This is a genomic window from Arthrobacter globiformis, from assembly GCF_030815865.1.
In the GTDB taxonomy this organism is placed as follows: domain Bacteria; phylum Actinomycetota; class Actinomycetes; order Actinomycetales; family Micrococcaceae; genus Arthrobacter; species Arthrobacter globiformis_B.
Window position 1 is genome coordinate 3604474 of record NZ_JAUSXI010000001.1, and the last position, 15963, is coordinate 3620436.

The 15963-nt window shown below is 66.1% G+C and carries 13 protein-coding genes and 2 tRNA genes; 1 reads left to right on the forward strand and 14 read right to left on the reverse strand.

Going from position 1 to position 15963, the window contains the following annotated elements:
- Positions 1 to 10: 10 nt before the first annotated feature.
- The 11 genes from QFZ33_RS16745 to QFZ33_RS16795 all read right to left on the reverse strand — a co-directional run bounded on the left by QFZ33_RS16745 (position 11) and on the right by QFZ33_RS16795 (position 9922).
- Positions 11 to 1774, reverse strand: a complete 1764-nt coding sequence (locus QFZ33_RS16745; protein WP_307031865.1) for a dynamin family protein — start codon at positions 1772 to 1774, stop codon at positions 11 to 13.
- Between the two features lie 173 nt (positions 1775 to 1947).
- Positions 1948 to 2020, reverse strand: a tRNA-Glu gene (locus tag QFZ33_RS16750).
- 130 nt (positions 2021 to 2150) lie between these two features.
- Positions 2151 to 2222: transfer RNA gene (locus QFZ33_RS16755), tRNA-Gln, on the reverse strand.
- Between the two features lie 162 nt (positions 2223 to 2384).
- Positions 2385 to 3137: an HAD family hydrolase gene (locus tag QFZ33_RS16760; protein WP_307029280.1), complete on the reverse strand. Its 753-nt coding sequence runs from the start codon at positions 3135 to 3137 to the stop codon at positions 2385 to 2387.
- Complete coding sequence (gltX, locus tag QFZ33_RS16765; RefSeq protein ID WP_307029282.1) at positions 3137 to 4648, reverse strand: glutamate--tRNA ligase; 1512 nt, start codon at positions 4646 to 4648, stop codon at positions 3137 to 3139. Before gltX ends, QFZ33_RS16760 begins: the two co-directional genes overlap by 1 nt.
- Positions 4649 to 4726: 78 nt before the next feature.
- The gene (locus QFZ33_RS16770) at positions 4727 to 5503 is read right to left on the reverse strand and encodes a fumarylacetoacetate hydrolase family protein (RefSeq protein ID WP_214848213.1); all 777 of its coding nucleotides are present in this window, start codon (positions 5501 to 5503) and stop codon (positions 4727 to 4729) included.
- Positions 5504 to 5521: 18 nt separating this feature from the next.
- Positions 5522 to 6319 (reverse strand): MBL fold metallo-hydrolase, encoded by a 798-nt coding sequence (locus QFZ33_RS16775; protein ID WP_307029285.1) that lies wholly within the window; start codon positions 6317 to 6319, stop codon positions 5522 to 5524.
- Between the two features lie 143 nt (positions 6320 to 6462).
- Positions 6463 to 7575, reverse strand: coding sequence for a branched-chain amino acid aminotransferase (locus tag QFZ33_RS16780; RefSeq protein ID WP_307029286.1), 1113 nt, complete (start codon positions 7573 to 7575; stop codon positions 6463 to 6465).
- A 100-nt stretch (positions 7576 to 7675) separates the two neighbouring features.
- Complete coding sequence (locus QFZ33_RS16785; RefSeq protein WP_307029288.1) at positions 7676 to 8728, reverse strand: 3-isopropylmalate dehydrogenase; 1053 nt, start codon at positions 8726 to 8728, stop codon at positions 7676 to 7678.
- Between the two features lie 69 nt (positions 8729 to 8797).
- Positions 8798 to 9496 carry a class F sortase gene (locus QFZ33_RS16790; RefSeq protein ID WP_307029291.1) on the reverse strand — a complete coding sequence of 233 codons (699 nt, stop codon included), beginning with the start codon at positions 9494 to 9496 and terminating at the stop codon, positions 8798 to 8800.
- A gap of 174 nt (positions 9497 to 9670) precedes the next feature.
- A complete protein-coding gene (locus QFZ33_RS16795) occupies positions 9671 to 9922 on the reverse strand; it encodes a hypothetical protein (RefSeq protein ID WP_307029293.1) in 252 nt (83 codons plus the stop codon).
- 48 nt (positions 9923 to 9970) lie between these two features.
- Between QFZ33_RS16795 and QFZ33_RS16800 the strand changes: the two genes are divergently transcribed.
- A complete protein-coding gene (locus QFZ33_RS16800) occupies positions 9971 to 10324 on the forward strand; it encodes a hypothetical protein (protein ID WP_307029295.1) in 354 nt (117 codons plus the stop codon).
- A 343-nt stretch (positions 10325 to 10667) separates the two neighbouring features.
- Here the strand turns inward: QFZ33_RS16800 and metG are convergent, their stop codons facing one another.
- Genes metG through QFZ33_RS16815 form a run of 3 tightly spaced genes read right to left on the reverse strand, consistent with a single transcriptional unit; the run spans position 10668 to position 15809 of the window.
- On the reverse strand, positions 10668 to 12227 hold the full coding sequence (gene metG / locus QFZ33_RS16805; protein WP_307029297.1) for a methionine--tRNA ligase: 1560 nt from the start codon (positions 12225 to 12227) through the stop codon (positions 10668 to 10670).
- 34 nt (positions 12228 to 12261) lie between these two features.
- On the reverse strand, positions 12262 to 13017 hold the full coding sequence (locus QFZ33_RS16810) for an ABC transporter ATP-binding protein (protein ID WP_307029299.1): 756 nt from the start codon (positions 13015 to 13017) through the stop codon (positions 12262 to 12264).
- Positions 13014 to 15809 carry an ABC transporter permease gene (locus tag QFZ33_RS16815; RefSeq protein WP_307029301.1) on the reverse strand — a complete coding sequence of 932 codons (2796 nt, stop codon included), beginning with the start codon at positions 15807 to 15809 and terminating at the stop codon, positions 13014 to 13016. The genes QFZ33_RS16810 and QFZ33_RS16815 overlap by 4 nt, the downstream gene beginning before the upstream one ends.
- Positions 15810 to 15963: the final 154 nt, after the last annotated feature.

The window sequence follows — 15963 nt, forward strand, 5'->3', positions numbered from 1 at the left end:
CCCCAGCGGTTCACGTGGCGTCCACCAGCCGTGTGAGCGCCCGCGCATGTTCGGCAAGCCCGACGGCGGCCTGCCCGGCTTCCGGGGCCAGCCGGTCCAGGAAGCGCTCCTGCTCAGCCGCCAGGAGGCTTCGGCACCTGCTGCTCAAATCGTCACGTGCGGTACGTGCGAGCCGGCGTACGGCGTCCTCGCCGAAGACCGCTTCGAGCAATTTCTGGCCCACGACGGCGGTCCCTCCGGCGACGCCGATCTCAAGGCCGGTCAGGCCGGCAGTCATGGAGAAAACCACGATCATCAGGGCGGCGCCCAGGCCGTTGATGCCGAAGGAGAGCCAGCGCGCCTGGGTCCGCTTGTCCTGCCCCTCGGTCCTGATTAGTTCCATGAGGCCCGCCTGCCAGTCGCGTATTTCCGCCGCCACGAGGTCCGCAAAGCCGGGGCTCGTACCCGAGAGGTCGTCAGCGCCCAGGAGCTGCCGGCCTGCCGGATCCGAGCGCCAGCGCTGGTCTGCGTCCTCCGCCGCCTTGGCAGCTTCATCCACTATGACGGCATGGAGCCCCGTTTCAATGGCGGTTTCCACATCCACTGCGGGCGCGGGCTCGCCGCGGAAGAACGCCCCAAGCCGGTCGCGGAACCGCCCCACGTTCTGCTCCAGGCTGCGGAAGAACTCACCCGTTCCCACAAAATCCTGCCAGCGGGCCAGGACCTCGCCGCGCAGGAGCGCCCCGTCCTTAGTGGCGTCGATGATCCGGGTGCCCGCGTCCTGGTAGGCGGCCCGTACGTCGTCGCCAAGCAGGGTGGCCGCGCGGCCTTGCTCCTTGGCGGCGTCGGCGATGCGGCCCACGCGATGGCCAAGGTCCCGTACTGCGCCGTGCAACGTCCGCCTTGCGATGTCAGCGCGGGCAGCGGCGTCATCGGCAAGGCCGCGGAGCCAGGCTTTCAGGGGTTCCACGGTTTCCCCAGGCAGCATGCCGGAGCTGCCGAGGGCGACTTCCGGAATGACAAACAGGCGGGCGGCACCAAGGCCTTCCCTAGCCAGCATGCTGCGCAGGTCCTCGCTCACTTCGGCTTCCGCCGCCGGCGGCACGCGGTCGAGGACCACCGCCACCATGATGTCCCTCGACGCCGCGTTCAGCAGCAGCTTCCACGGAACGGCGTCAGCGTAGCGGTTGGCGGTGGTCACGAAGATCCAAAGGTCGGCGGCCGCCAGCAGCTGCCCGGCGAGCCTGCGGTTCTCGTCGGAGATGGAGTCCACGTCCGGAGCATCAAGCAGTGCAATGCCCGCAGGCACGGCAGGCTCGCCCACGAGGACCAATGACGTGACGGGCGCGGTGTCCGTTGACGGTCCGGCCACACCGGCGGGCGCAGCAGTAGCGGCAGGCGTGGCAGCGGCAGGGGCAGGGACGACGGTTCCGCGGATCCGGCTGAGTCCGGGCAGTACCCGCTGGTCCTCGAACCAGTCAGCTTCCGAGGGATGGTGCAGCAGGATGGGCTGGCGGGTGGTGGGCCGGATGGCGCCGGCACGTGTGACCGGGTGGCCCACGAGCGCGTTCACGAGTGTCGACTTGCCGGCGCCGGTCGAACCGCCGACGACGGCCAGCAGCGGAGCGTCAAGGCTGCGGTAGCGGGGCAGGACGTAGTCATCGAGCTGGGCCACGGAGTTCCGGATCTCCAGCCGCGCCTGTTCGGCCGTCGGCAGGGCCAGCGGTAACGAGACAGCTGCCAGATCGCGGCGGACGTCCTCCAGGAGGCGCACGCCGGCGGGCTGCGTTTCCATGTCCTGGCCCTGGGTTGGCGGGATCCGGTCGGAGGTCACAGCCTCATCATGCCAGTTCAGGCCGACTTTCGGTCGGCCCCGCGCATTGGCGGCCGCTAAACACCCAGGGGGCGCTCGGGATTTTGTGGCAAAGCGAAACCGGCCCCGGGCTGTCGCCCGGAGCCGGTTACTCGTGACCCCAGCGGGATTCGAACCCGCGTTACCGCCGTGAGAGGGCGGCGTACTAGGCCGCTATACGATGGGGCCGCGTACTTTCCAATCAGCGTTTCCGCCAATCAAGCCAAGCTAGTGTTTCACACCTTTGGCTTTGTTCCAAATCGCTAATTTTCGATTCGCAACACCTGAAATTCTGCGGAAAATCCGGAGAGATTCAGAGCTGGGATACCAGGACTCGAACCTAGAATGACGGTACCAGAAACCGTAGTGTTGCCAATTACACCATATCCCATGGGCACTTTCGGGCCGGTCGAAAGTCTTTATCTTTCGCTCCGTGCCCCTCAGCACGAGTAATTACTCTACCCGAGAGTTTTGCGCCGCACAAATCGGCGGTCCGTTACCTGCGCCACACTTTCAGAACGCCGTGATGGGCGCAGGCAACGGACCTGGCCGACTAGCTTGACCCGGCTGGCAGAGCCAGCAGTTCCAGCAGCGAGGCAATCTCCTGCCCCTGGAAACCCGGAGCCTGCTCCCCGCTGCGGTTCAGCCAGATGCCCAGCAGTCCTGCCGCCGTCGAACCCTCGGCGTCCAGGAGCCGGTTGTCCCCGATGTAGAGCGTGGTGGCGGGCGTGCTGCCGATCAGCCGGACGCCCTCGAGGTAGATGGCAGGGTCCGGCTTGGGGACACCGACCGTATCGGTGCCCACGAGGGACCGGATGCGTTCCAAACCGGCGCTGTCCAGCTTCACCCGCTGGTAATCGTGCACGTTGTTACTCACGGCACCATAAGGAATACCGGCCTGGTCCAAGGCGTCGAGGAACGGCAGGACATCTTCATAGGCCTTGACGTAGCTGGGTTGCAGCCGTGAGTAGGTGCTGAGCCAGTTGTGCGACTCCTCGCCCTCGCCCATTTCGACGCCGAAGTGGCCCAGGGCAGCGCGGCCCCGGAGCAGTCTCTGCTCGTTGAAGGTCAGCTCGCCGGCGAGGTAGCGGTCGTAATAGTGCGTCGTCTCGTGTGTGAAGATCCGCCCCACCTTCTCCCACCCGGCCTGGTCCAGGCCCGGCAGGAGGTGTTCGCTGGCGTCCCGCAGCGCCGTGGTCATGGCGTAGGCAAGGTCCACAAGGGTGTCGTCAATGTCGAACAAGACACCGCTGACCGCCCCGAGGCTGCGGGACAGGACGGCGGTTTCCACTGCTGGGTGTGACATCAGCCGCGGAAAGCGCGCAGGCGCGCCAGGGACGATTCCTTGCCCAGGATGACCATGGACTCGAACAGCGGCGGCGAGATCCGGCGGCCGGAGATCGCGGTGCGCACGGGACCGAACGCGAGCCGGGGCTTGATCCCCAGGTCTTCCACCAGCGCCTGCTTCAGCGCGTACTGGATGTTTTCAGCGGTCCAGTCGCCGATGGGCTCGAGGGCAGCCAGCGCCGCATCAAGAACCTCGGTGACGTTCGCCGGCAGGCCCTTGCGGGCGTCGGCGGCGACGTCGATCGCGTCGTCAGATTTGAACAGGAACGCCAGCATCTCCGGGGCTTCGCCGAGGAGGGTGATCCGCTCCTGGACCAGCGGCGCGGACTCCGTCAGGATCTCCTCCTGGCGGTCGGTGAGAATCTCCCCCACCAGGCCGGCGTGCCGGAGGTACGGGACCAGCCGCTCGCGGAAGACGGCAGGGTCCAGCAGCCGGACGTGTGTTCCGTTGATCGCTTCGGCCTTCTTGAGGTCGAACCGGGCCGGGTTGGCCAGGACATCGTGGATGTCGAAGTTCTTCACCAGCTGTTCCACCGTGAAGATATCCTCGTCGGCGCTCAGGGACCAGCCGAGCAGGGAAAGGTAGTTCAGCAGCCCCTCGGGGATGAAGCCGCGCTCCCGGTGCAGGAAGAGGCTTGATTCCGGGTCGCGCTTGGAGAGCTTCTTGTTGCCCTGGCCCATAACGTAAGGCAGGTGACCGAACTCCGGCATGTATTCTGCAACGCCCACCGCATACAGCGCCCGGTACAGTGCGATCTGCCGCGGCGTGGAGCTGAGCAGGTCCTCGCCGCGGAGAACGTGCGTGATCCCCATGAGCGCGTCGTCCACCGGGTTGACCAGCGTGTAAAGCGGTGCACCGTTGGCACGCACCACGGCGAAGTCCGGGACAGATCCGGCCTTGAACGTGATCTCGCCACGGACCAGGTCGGTGAACGTGATGTCCTCGTCCGGCATCCGCAGGCGCAGCACGGCTTCCCGGCCCTCGGCTTTGAACGCCGCGACCTGTTCGTCGCTGAGGTCACGGTCAAAGCCGTCGTAGCCCAGCTTCGGGTCCCGCCCGGCGGCGCGGTGGCGCGCCTCGATCTCATCCGGCGTCGAGTAGGACTCGTAGATGTGGCCGCCGGCCCTGAGCTTGGCGACGACGTCCTTGTACAGCTCGCTCCGCTGCGACTGGCGGTACGGCGTGTGGGGCCCGCCCACCTCGACGCCCTCGTCCCAGTCGATGCCGAGCCACTTCAGGGCATCCAGCAGCTGGTGGTAGCTTTCCTCGCTGTCGCGTGCCGAGTCCGTGTCCTCGATGCGAAAGATCATCTTGCCGCCGGTGTGGCGGGCGTAGGCCCAGTTGAACAGCGCAGTGCGGATCAGCCCGACGTGCGGGGTACCCGTGGGTGATGGGCAGAAGCGGACGCGGACGGGCGTTTCGGCGGTGACGGCAGGAATGGCAGCAGGAGCGGCGGAGGGGGTAGTCATAGTGATACCAACTTTACCAACCGGGCGCCCCTGCCCCTGCCCGGCTGCCCGTCCGCGGCTCGCCCGCCCTGTCCGCGGCTAGCGGCGGACGATGGGGTTCGACAGCCGGCCGATGCCCTCGATCTCCACTTCGTACCGGTCGCCGGCCTGGACGAGGCCCACGCCTGCCGGGGTGCCGGTCATGATGACATCCCCGGGCAGCAGAGTGAACGCGCTGGAGACGATGGAGACCAGTTCGCGGACGCCGCGGATCATCTGGGTGGTGCTGCCGTCCTGGCGAAGTTCGCCGTTGAGCCGGCCCTTGATGGACAGGTCCTCGGGATCAAGTTCGGTTTCGATCCACGGTCCAAGCGGCGCGGAAGTATCGAAGCCCTTGGCCCGCGCCCACTGCAGATCCGTCTTTTGGACGTCGCGGGCGGTGAGGTCGTTGCCGCAGGTGTATCCGAAGATCACGTCGTCGGCACGCTCCTCCGGCACGTCCTTGCAGATGCGGCCGATGACGACGCACAGCTCCGCCTCGAAGGAGACCTCCTCGGAGAACTCCGGCAGAACAACAGGATCGTTCGGACCCACCACGGAGGTGTTGGGCTTCAGGAACAGCAGCGGCTGCTGGGGCACCTCATTGCCGAGCTCGTGGGCGTGCTCTACAAAGTTCCGCCCGACGCCAATCACCTTGCTGCGCGGAATGATGGGCGCCAGCAGGCGGACATCCTCCAGCTTGTGCCGAACGGCGGTGCGTTCCACACCGTTGAAGAACGGATCGCCGTTGATGACAGTGATTTCCTCACTGCCGGGCTGGCCTTCAACAACGCCGTAAAGGGGATCAGAATCGACTACAAACCGGGCAATACGCATGGCTCCAACCCTACAGTCTCAGTCCCTCTCCCTCAGGAGGCGCAGGTATTCCAGCTGTGCCGCTACGGAATTCTCCGCCGCGCGCCGGACGGAAGGGGCGACGTCGGCATAAACAACGCTGGTCACGTCGCTTACGGCTGCGTCCGGCCCCAGGCCGGCGAGGGCCGTCCGGATCTGGGCGAGCCTGTCCAGCCGGTGGTCACGGTAGGCGCGGACCACCGCGTCGAGTGCGGGCAGGACGGGGCCGTGGGCAGGCAGGACCGTGGCCGGCCCCAGCCGCTCCAGCCGGTCGAGGGAAGTGAGGTAGTCGGCCAGCGTGCCGTCCGGATGGTCCAGCACGGTGGTCCCCCGGCCCAGAATGGTGTCGCCGGTCAGTACGGAGCCGGCAGGTCCGTCGAGGGGCAGATGGAAGCAGACGGAGTCGGACGTGTGCCCCGGCGTGGCAACCACCCGGATCTCTGTCCCGCCGGCAGCGATCGTTTCCCCGGACTGCAGCACTGCTCCCCCATGGCAATGCTCGGAAGCGGCGGCCCGGACGGGCGCGCCGGTGATTTCCGCAAGACGGGCCGAACCGGCGGTGTGGTCCGCGTGCCGGTGCGTGATCAGGATGAGCTCCACGGGTCCGGGCGCCGCCAGCGCCCGAAGGTGAGCCTCATCAAGCGGACCCGGATCAACCACCACCATGGCGGCATGGCCGGGCTCCCCGACAATGTAGGAGTTGGTCCCCTCCAGGCTCATCGGCCCCGGATTGGGCGCGAGGCGGAAACGCGTCAGCGGGCTGCTGTCGGTGAAGGCGCTGGTGATGTCCTGGTTCACGTGTTTCATTCTGTCATCCCGGAAACAAGCGACCAACGGGAGCAGACGGACAGCAGAACGACGGCGGGCGGCCGGTGAGCTGCCGAAACAGCCCAGCCGGCCGCCCGCCGTCGTACGCTTTGAAACTATTTAGCCGAAGCGGCTCAGGCGAGCCGGGTCAGCCAGCCGTGGGTGTCCGCGACGGCGCCGGTCTGGATGCCGAGCAGCTGCTTCCGGATAGCCATGGTGGTCTCGCCCGCCTTTGCGTCCTCGGAGCCGATGTACTCCGTGGCGTCCTTGAGAACGCCGATGGGCGTGATGACCGCGGCGGTGCCACAGGCGAAGACCTCGGCGATGTCGCCGGAGGCAACGCCGTCGCGCCATTCATCCAGAGTGATCTTCCGCTCGGTCACCTCGCGGCCCATGTCCTTGGCGACCTGCATGATCGACGAGCGGGTCACGCCCTCGAGGATTGTGCCGCTCAGCGCGGGCGTCACCAGCGAGCCGTCCTTCATGACGAAGAAGACGTTCATTCCGCCCAGTTCCTCAACGGCATTGTCATTGAACTGGTCCAGGAACAGCACCTGCTTGCAGCCGTTCGCCTCGGCCTCCTGCTGCGCGATAAGCGAGGCGGCGTAGTTGCCGCCGCACTTCGCAGCGCCCGTGCCGCCACGGCCTGCCCGGGCGTATTCGCGGGAAATCCAAATCGAAATCGGCTTCAGCTCGCCGCCGAAGTAGTTTCCGGCCGGCGAGGCAATGACGCGGAACGACACCTCGCGCGCTGCCCGGACGCCCAGGAATGCCTCGGTGGCGATCATGAACGGGCGCAGGTACAGGGCCTCGCCGTCGCCGGCAGGAACCCATTCCTTGTCCGCCGCCACGAGTTCGCGGATGGCGCCGAGGAAGTATTCGGCCGGAATCTCCGGAAGCGCCAGCCGGCGGGCGGACTTGTTCATCCGGGCGGCGTTGGCCTCAGGCCGGAAGCTCCAGATGGAGCCGTCCGCGTGACGGTACGCCTTCAGTCCCTCGAAGATTTCCTGCCCGTAGTGCAGCACAGCGGCCGACGGGTCCAGCATGATCGGCCCGTAGGCCTCGATCCGCGCATCATGCCATCCGCCTTGGCCGCTGGCGTCGACCGTGTAGTCAACAATCGCAGTGTGGTCGGTGAAGTGGTCGCCAAAGCCTGGGTTCGCCAGGATGGCTGCACGCTCCTCAGCAGACTTCGGGGTTGCCGAGGGCTGCTGGGTGAATTCGACGCCATGGGCAGTCTGAGTCATGGTTCCTCCACGGTCGGCTGCCTGGCATCTGAACGTGGTTCAGCATCGGACCACGGCAGCGATTGGTAATTCAGGTCAAGCTTACGCCTGCTGGCGGAGGCTAAACGGCCGCCGCGATGGCGTCCCCGATGGCGCTGGTGCTGCGCACTTCGCCGTTGCGGCTTTCGACGTCGGCCACCACCGCGGACTCGATCCTCCGGGCCGCATCGGGGTAGCCCAGGTGGTCCAGAAGGAGGGCTGCGGACAGGATTGCCGCGGTGGGGTCCGCCTTGTGCTGGCCGGCAATGTCGGGTGCGGAACCGTGGACCGGTTCGAACATGGACGGTGCCGTGCGGTCCATGTTGATGTTGCCCGAGGCGGCCAGACCGATTCCGCCGGTAACGGCCGCAGCAAGGTCGGTGATGATGTCGCCGAAGAGGTTGTCGGTGACGATGACGTCGAAGCGGGCGGGATCAGTGACCATGAAGATGGTCGCCGCATCAATGTGCAGGTAGTCGTGGGTGACCTCCGGGAATTCCTTGGCCACGGCCTCGACAGTGCGCTTCCACAGGTGGCCGGCAAAGACCAGCACGTTGTGCTTGTGGACCAGCGTCAGCTTCTTGCGCGGGCGCTCATTGGCACGCCGGAACGCATCCCGGACCACGCGCTCCACGCCGTGGGCAGTGTTCAGGGAAACCTCGGTGGCCACCTCGTGCGGCGTGCCGCCGCGCAGGGTGCCGCCGTTGCCCACGTAGGGGCCTTCGGTCCCTTCACGGACAACGATGAAATCGATGTTGCCCGGTTCAGCCAGCGGGCTGCCCACGGTGCCGTAGAGCCGTGAGGGGCGCAGGTTGACGTAGTGGTCAAGGCTGAAGCGCAGCTTGAGGAGCAGTTCGCGTTCGATCAGCCCCGACGGGATGCGGGTGTCCCCCGGCGCTGCGCCGATGGCACCGAAGAGGATGGCGTCGCGCGACTTCAGGTCCTCGAGGACAGCCTCCGGAAGGGTCTCGCCGGTCTCAAGCCAGTGCTGGGCACCGAGCTTGTAGTGGGTCTGGTCAAGGGTGACGCCCTCGGCGGCCACGACCTTTTCGAGAACCTTCAGGGCTTCGGCGATGACCTCCGGGCCAATGCCGTCGCCCGGGATGACAGCGAGATTGATGGTAGATGCGCTCATGATTTCAGGGTAGCCAAGCCATCCACATTCTGGTCAAGCCGTCTCAGCATTTGAACGGCGGTGCTGCTCTCACGGTCCTGCGGGCGACGCCACGACAGCCACGTTCTTGCCCCAAAGGTCCGCCGTATAGCAACTGATCACAACCAGGCGGTTGGGAACGACGTTCCAGATCGGGCTGTCTTTCAGGGTCGACTTCGTGTAGGTGGTCACCGAATCGACCCTGTACTTGAGTTGCCCTGCCGCCGTGTGCACCGTGAACACGTCTCCGCGCCCTGCGCGCGTGCTGAGTCGGTTGAAAGGAGCATCAAGACCTTCCCAGCTGTGGCCGACGACGTAGGTGGTGTTCCGGGATCCGGAACCGGGCATTCCGTACGGCGTGAGCCAATAGCCATCCAGGGACTCCGGAGGAACGATGGACTGCGATTCCACATCGCTGCTGCTGGGCTTCAGCGGGTGCACCGCGACGTCCATGCCAATGGCTGGATAGACAATGCGTTGCGGAGCAGATCCTGGACGGCTCCGCACCTCTGCTGTGGCCGCTTTGCCCGCCACAGCCGTGGGTTGGGCGGCCGGCCTGGCGTTGCCCGCAGGATTGGGTGCCGGGTCTGGCGATGCCGTAGCCGGTGCTGCCGCTGCCGCTGTCGACAGGGTGGGGACCTGACGGGCTGGCGGGTGCGTCACTGTGCCGGCGTACAGCAGCCAGGATCCCAACAGCCCCAAAAGGCAAACGGCCAGCACTGCCAGCTCGATGCGGCCGAATGTCAGCAAGCGACTGCCTCCTGGAAGCCGGAGACGGCTGCCTTGCCGGGTTCGTTCCTCTCGGCGTCGGCGTCCTTCCCGCTGCCGGCGATGCGCGGCCACATGACTCCTCTGGCTCAAAGGCCCTGTCCCCCGATTATCCAGTGCGGGCGCCTCGGGACTGAGGCACCCGCACTGGTCTTGTTATGCCTCCGGCTTCCTGGAACGGATTCCGCTCTTGACAAGCACCCCGGCGGCCAGCGCAGTGAACAGCCCCATCATCCCTGCCAGCCACGCCGGAATGCCGGCATCCGGTTCGGAACCCGCGCCGACGGCAGTCTGCACGTTGAAGCCGGCGTTGGCCGCGGAGGGGACAGGTGCGGCCGCGGCGGGTGCCGGTTGCACTGCCTGGGCAGCAGCCGCGGGCTTGACCACCGGCTTGGTGACTGGCTTCACGACAGGCTTCACGATGGGCGCAGCCACGGGCGGCTTAGCAACGGGCGGTTGCTCAGCCGGAGGCTGCTCAGCGGGAGGCTGTTCAACCGGAGGCTGCTCAGCGGGAGGCTGTTCAACCGGAGGCTGCTCAGCGGGAGGCTCCTCGTACGGCGGCTCCTCGTACGACGGCTCTTCATAGCCACCGCCCGGTCCCTCATTGCCACCGCCCGGTCCCTCATAGCCACCGCCCGGTCCCTCATTGCCACCCGGCCCCTCATTGCCGCAGTCGTCGTCACCGGCACCCGGGGATTGCTCAGCACCGACTGTCAGGCCGGAGTAGTCGCCACCGGAGCCGGGCACTTGGCAGGTGTGGCCCGAACCCCCTGCGTCGTCGCCGGGTTCGGCAAATGCAGCAGGAATTGAGGTTCCGAAGAATCCCACACCCACAAGAGCGGCCGTTGCTATTGCTCGTTTCATTTTTTGGTCCCTCCAGAGTCCAGTGCAAACTGACCGAACGGTGGCAGAGACCGATACTGATCCGCGCTGTATCTGATGGTTGTGACCGCGACGACCACTAGTGGTGGAGAACCCCGAACGCCATGCCAGTTTGCTTGTTTCTTTAGGGTAATTTCAGCGTTGATCAGCGTCCCGAGTAGCAGGTACCTGTTTGTGCAGCCTGCCCCCTACTTACCCGCCAGCAACATCACTCACTTGAGTATCAGCAGCACCAGTCCGGAACGGATAGTTATTGTGGACAGCTGCGGCTTCAGGCGCCCGCCGGTTCCTCGTACTTCGGGAACACCGGCGCGGGGGCGGGCAGGTCGGTGCCCGCGACGATCGGGATCGAGATGGCCGAGAACTCTCGGGCCGCCCCTTCCGGCTGGCCAAGGCACTCGAGCAACGAGGCGGAGGCAGTGGGCATGACCGGCTGGGCGAGGATCGAGACGATCCGCAGCACCTCGAGGGTCACGTACAGCACCGTCTGCATGCGTTCGACGTCGGTCTTCCGCAGCACCCACGGTGCCTGCTCGGCGAAGTACGCGTTGGTGTCCCCCAGTACCGTCCAGATCGCCTCGAGGGCACGGCTGAACTCCTGCTTTTCGAAGGCCGCACGTGCCTGCTCCAGCAGCGCGTTGGCCTGGCCCAGGATGGCAGCGTCCGCGTCCGTGAACGCGCCCGGCACAGGCACCCGGCCCTCGCAGTTCTTGGCCACCATGGACAGTGAGCGCTGCGCCAGGTTTCCGAAGTTGTTCGCCAGGTCCGAGTTCATCCGGCCGACGATGGCCTCGTGGTTGTAGCTGCCGTCCGCGCCGAACGGAACCTCACGGAGGAAGAAGAACCGGACCTGGTCCAGGCCGTACTGGGCCACGAAGTCCGCCGGGGCAACGACATTGCCCAGGGACTTGGACATCTTGACGCCGTTGTTGTGCAGGAACCCGTGGATCATGACCCGCTTGGGCAACTCGAGGCCGGCGCTCATGAGGAAGGCCGGCCAGTAGATGGCATGGAAGCGCGAGATGTCCTTGCCGATGATGTGGACATCGGCCGGCCAGTACCGCTTGAACGACTCGGATTCCACGTCCGGGTAGCCTGCGCCGGTGAGGTAGTTGGTCAGGGCGTCCACCCACACGTACATGACGTGCTTTTCATCGCCGGGAACGGGCACCCCCCAGTCGAAGGTGGTGCGGCTGATGGACAGGTCCTCGAGGCCGCGCTTAACGAAGCTGATGACCTCGTTGAACCGGGACTGCGGCGCGCCGAACTCGGGCTGTGCCTCGTACAGAGCCAGCAGCTTGTCCTGGTAGGCGGACAGCCGGAAGAAGTAGCTTTCCTCGGCGGTCCAGGTCACCGGGGTGTCGGTCTCCTTGGTGTACCGGGCGCCGTCCTCCTTCACTACGGTGTCGTCTTCACCGTAGTAGGCCTCGTCCCGCACGGAGTACCAGCCCTCATACTTGGACAGGTAGATGTCCCCGTTGGCTTCCATCTTCTTCCAGATGGCCTGCGAGGCGGTGTAGTGGTCCGCGTCCGTGGTGCGGATGAACCGGTCGTAGCTGATGCCGAGGGCGGCGTGTGCGGCCTTGTAGATTTCCGCGTTCCGGTCCACCAGTTCCTTGGGCGAGACGCCTTCCTTCTCCGCCGTCTGCGCGATCTTCAGCCCGTGCTCGTCCGTGCCGGTCAGGAACTTCACGTCGTAGCCATCGAGCCGCTTGAACCGGGCCATTGCATCAGTGGCGATGTACTCGTAGGCGTGGCCGATGTGCGGCACGCCGTTCGGGTAGGTGATGGCCGTAGTGATGTAGAAGGGGCTCTTGTCTGAGGAAGTCACGGCGGAACGTTACCTTTAGTGCGGAGGGATGGATCTAGATCAGTTCGGTCAGCGTATCGCTCAGCCGGACCAGTTCGTGGTCATGTGACGCCACGAGGACTGCAATGCCGTCGGACGTTGTGTCCTTGAGGATGCTGATGATGCGGTTGGCGGAGGCCCGGTCCAGGCTCGCCGTGGGCTCGTCCACCACCAGGACGCGGGTGCCCAGGATCAGGGCGCGGGCGATGGCGACGCGCTGGCGCTCACCGCCGGAGAGCTGCTCGGGACGGTGCCGCATGCGGCGGCCGAGGCCCACGAGGTCCAGGAGGTCCTTGGCCATCTCACGCCGCTGCTCCACCTCGCCGTCCGGAACCGCCGGGAGGAGCACGTTTTCAAGCGCGCTCATGCCGTCGATCAGGGCACCGCCCTGGTCAACATAGCCGATCAGGGCACGGCGGCGGTCGGCGATCTCGTCGTCGCTCATGGTTTCGAGCGAATCGCCCTCCCACAGCACCCGGCCCGACGTCGGCAGGGTCAGGCCCGCTCCGACGGTCAGGATGCTGGTCTTGCCCGAGCCGCTTCGGCCCGCCACGCAGTGCATCTCCCCCGCGTTCAGGGTGAGGTCAAAGCCCTCCACGACGCTGACGGCGTCGGAGCCGTTCTTGCCCCCGCCGTAGCGGATGGTGATGTTGCTCAGCTCCAGCGGGGTGGCGTGGTCGGCTTCCTTGACGATGGTGTTGGCCCGGGTCTGAACCGGGGTTTCAGCCTCTTTGTTCCCGCGCACGCGGCGAAGGTTCAGGTCGTTAGTCATTTGACCACTTTCGTTGCAATCGGAATCCAGCAGAGAACAGCCACGAGACCGGCCACGGCGGCCCACAGCGCGGCGTAGGGGGCAAGAACAAGGCCGATGCCCAGGGCGCCGAGGATACTCAGCGGGACGGCAACCGCTCCCACCAGCGCGTTTTCGAAGAAGCGGACCTGGCCCAGCATGTCGGGGTTCCAGCCCATCGCCTGAAGCGTGCCGAGGTAGCGTCGCTTGGCCTTCAGCTCGAAGCGCCCGGTCACCAGTGTGAGCAGGAGCCCCACCGCCACGCCGGACAGACCAAGAATAATGCTCGGCAGGGCCACACTGGCGGCGGCCAGGCCGCTGAGCGCACTGGCGCCGGCGGCACGCGGGATGTCGATCAGCAGGGCGATCAGGCCGCCGACTGCCGAGCCGAACACGCCAACGGCAACGGCCAGCGAGATGGCGTTGAAGCGGTGCGTGCCCAGCTGCCGGTTCGCGAAGGTCAGCGGCGAGTCGACGGCAATGAGCTTTTCATCGTGCTGCGGTTCCTGGTTCACTTCCTCGCGGTGGCGCAGCTGCTGGGCGGCGAAAAAGGCCGCGCCGAGGTACAGGGCCAGCACGGACGCCGAGACGATGGCGGTGGCGATGTTCCAGCTCAGGAGGCTAAGCACTATTCCGGCCACGGCCAGCAGTCCGGCGCCGACAGCAAACTCCTCCAGCACCCATGACCGGATGCGGCGCTGGGTCCAGCCCATGGCACGCAGCGTGCCGGCCTCGCTGCGGCGCAACCGCACGTAGCTGACAGTCGAGGCACCGGTCAGCAGCGCGGCACCGCAGAGCGTGAGGAACAGCAGCGTCAGGTTCGTCGCCGTCAGCGAGCCGGCAACGGCGTCGGCCGCGTTCTGCCTGACCCACGACTGCTGGACAGTCCCAAGGGCGGACTCCTTGCCGGCGTCGTCCTTGGAGTAGCCGGGAACGAAGATGTTGGCATCCTCGCGGGCAGAACCGGCCACCACGGTAGCTTCAAGACCCATGTCCCGGATCTCGCTGGCGAGCTTGTCCACCTCAGGCTGGACCTGCTTCCAGCTGCCGGCGGCGCTGGCCCGCACGCGCACGGCGTCGATAACGGAGGCGTTCTTCTCGTAGCCGCGGGCAGCAGCCAGGCCGTAGTAGTCGGTGATGGCGCCGGCCGACTGGCTGACGAGTCCGGTGGCGCTCAGGGAGGGCTTGAGCGCGGTGTCCGCAACGTCCTTGCCCTGCGCATCCTTGCTCAGCGTCATGGGCGTGGGATCGTAGCCGCCGAGCGGAAGCCGGTTGACGTCCCCGGCCGCGTCCTGGACGGCAGCGGGATCGAACGTGCCATAGACCATGGCGAGCGGGGTAGCCAGCTTCTTGCCCGTTTCCAGGTTCTCCCGGTAGGAGCGCTCGTCAACGGGATTGCGCTGGGTCTGGTCTACGGCCTCGCCGGTGGCGCTCTTCTCCGGCAGGCGGTTCACGGTGACCCATTCGCCGGGGGTGGCGGTCTTGTCCTCGGCACCGTTGCCTGCGGTGGAACCGTCCGTGTACTTGGGGGCGGACGCGAAGTTGGTGCTCCAGGTGGCGGGGCTGTAGAGGCCGCGGCTGAAGTTCGCCGAGTTGCCGAGCAGCTCGGAGTAATCCGTTGACCCGGGCCAGGACAGCGCGAAGGGCGACTTGGAGACGAAGGGCAGGTAATCCTTGTCCAGGGAGCGCTCAGCGGTGCCGACTTCCTTGACCACGTTTCCGGAGTCGTCGATCTCCTCGATTTTCACGGAGTACCTCAGGTCAACCGAAGTGCCGGAGCGGACGATCAGCGGGATGGCCTGGGAATCCTTGGTGAGCTGGCCGTTGCGCTTGGCCTGCTGGTACTGGGTCATGATGGGAGCCCAGTACTTGAGCTTCACGCCAAGGAAGTCAGGGCCTTCCTCGAGTTCCTTCATGCCAATGCCCGTGGTAAAGAGGCTCTCCAGGTGCTGGCCAACCGCCTCGGCGCTGCGGGCATCGGCCGGCGGTGCCTTCTCCAGCGGCGCCAGGAAGTCACCGGAGGTGCCCAACAGGGCACGCTCGGAAACGGGGTCGACGGCGACCACGGACTCCGTGACCTCCGGAGCCATGGGCAGGGCAACGGTGAGGTTGAACAAGTTGTGCTCCGACCCGCCGGCCGGGGCCGGGAACTTAATCCCGGTTTCGCCATCGGGACCGGCGATCTGGATGCTGTTGCCTCCGTCGACCTGCTGCTCCACGAGCTTGCCCTTGCCGAGGCTGCCCTCGGCAGTGGACTTGAAAAGGGTGTGCTGCGCGGACCCGTCGGAGCTAGTGGCGCTGGCCGTCAGGCGGTACTTCTTGGGGGTGTCGCTGAGTACGGACTGCGCTTTCGGCCATTTGCTGGGATCGGTGCCGCCCGGCTGCCCGGCGGTCGCGGTGCCGACGAGTCCGGCGTTGAAGCCCAGGTAGTCCATGGCCTCCAGGCGCGGCGTCTCGAGGTTCTGCGTCACTCGCGAGACCAGGCTGATGGGCGCGGCAACGGAGGTGCCTGACAGATCCCGGATCTTCTGCAGCTGGTCGAAGCTGACGCCGCCTTGACCCGTGGCAATCTCGGGCTGCATAAGCGAACCGTCGGAGCCCGCCTTGGCCTGCACCAGGATGTCGTAGAGCCCGCGCGAGTTCTGGTCCACGGTCCGGTTCAGCGCTGCCTGCGACTGGGTCTGGACGAGGACGGACAGGCACATGGCGAAGATCAGAATTGCAGCGGTTAGCAACAGCACTTTGCTTCTGATGAACCTCTGGACGGCGTTCATTGGGCTCCCTGAAACCTGGATTGCGTGCGCACGCCACGATGACCGCAGAATGTGGGGGTGTCCCTTGCGGGCGTGCAAAAAGTATTGGCCGGCCTGCCGGCTGGATCCTTAAATTCGAACCTAGCTATTGTACGCAGACCGGCCAATCATACTT